Source organism: Caballeronia sp. M23-90, assembly GCF_053574605.1.
Window position 1 is genome coordinate 1 of the sequence record NZ_JBSIPA010000964.1, and the last position, 551, is coordinate 551.

Annotated in this window: 1 protein-coding gene; it reads right to left on the reverse strand. The window is 61.0% G+C overall.

Going from position 1 to position 551, the window contains the following annotated elements; genetic code table 11:
• Nucleotides 1-448 (reverse strand): helix-turn-helix domain-containing protein (locus ACRXB1_RS37320; protein WP_449494930.1); only part of this gene is annotated, 448 nt, incomplete at its 3' end.
• Nucleotides 449-551: the final 103 nt, after the last annotated feature.

Consider the following 551-nt stretch of genomic DNA (forward strand, 5'->3'; position numbering starts at 1 on the left):
CGATCTGGATCAGCTCGCCCAGACAAGACCGCCGGTTCCTCGGCTGATGGATCTTGGGCGGGCGCTGCTTGCGTGGAATCCACAGGCCGGCGTCGGTCATCAGGTGGCGAACCGTCTCTGCGGCTAATGTGAGCCCATGCGATTCCCTGAGCTTCTCGCACGCGAACGTCGGCCCAAAGTCGGCATAGCGCTCGCGAATGATCGCCAAGGCATGATCGGCCAGCCCGGCGGGCAACTGATGATTGCTGGGTCGCTCGCGTTTGCGTGAGATTAGACCAGCCGCACCTTCGCGTCGGTATCGGCCCGTCAGCCGTTCCACCTGACGTCGACTGATGCCCAAACGTTCCGCCGCGCGCCACGGCATCAGCAGCCCATCGGCGACCGCCTGGATCGCCTTCAGTCGCTCAAGCTCACGCATGCTCATGGTGATCATCCCAGTGCTATCCATGATCAACTCCCAGCGAAAGCGGAGCTTCAGCATGGACCGAATCGAGCCCTCAGTGCGACATTTCTATTTGGCTCAAGTACGACATTACTACTTGGGGCCTACA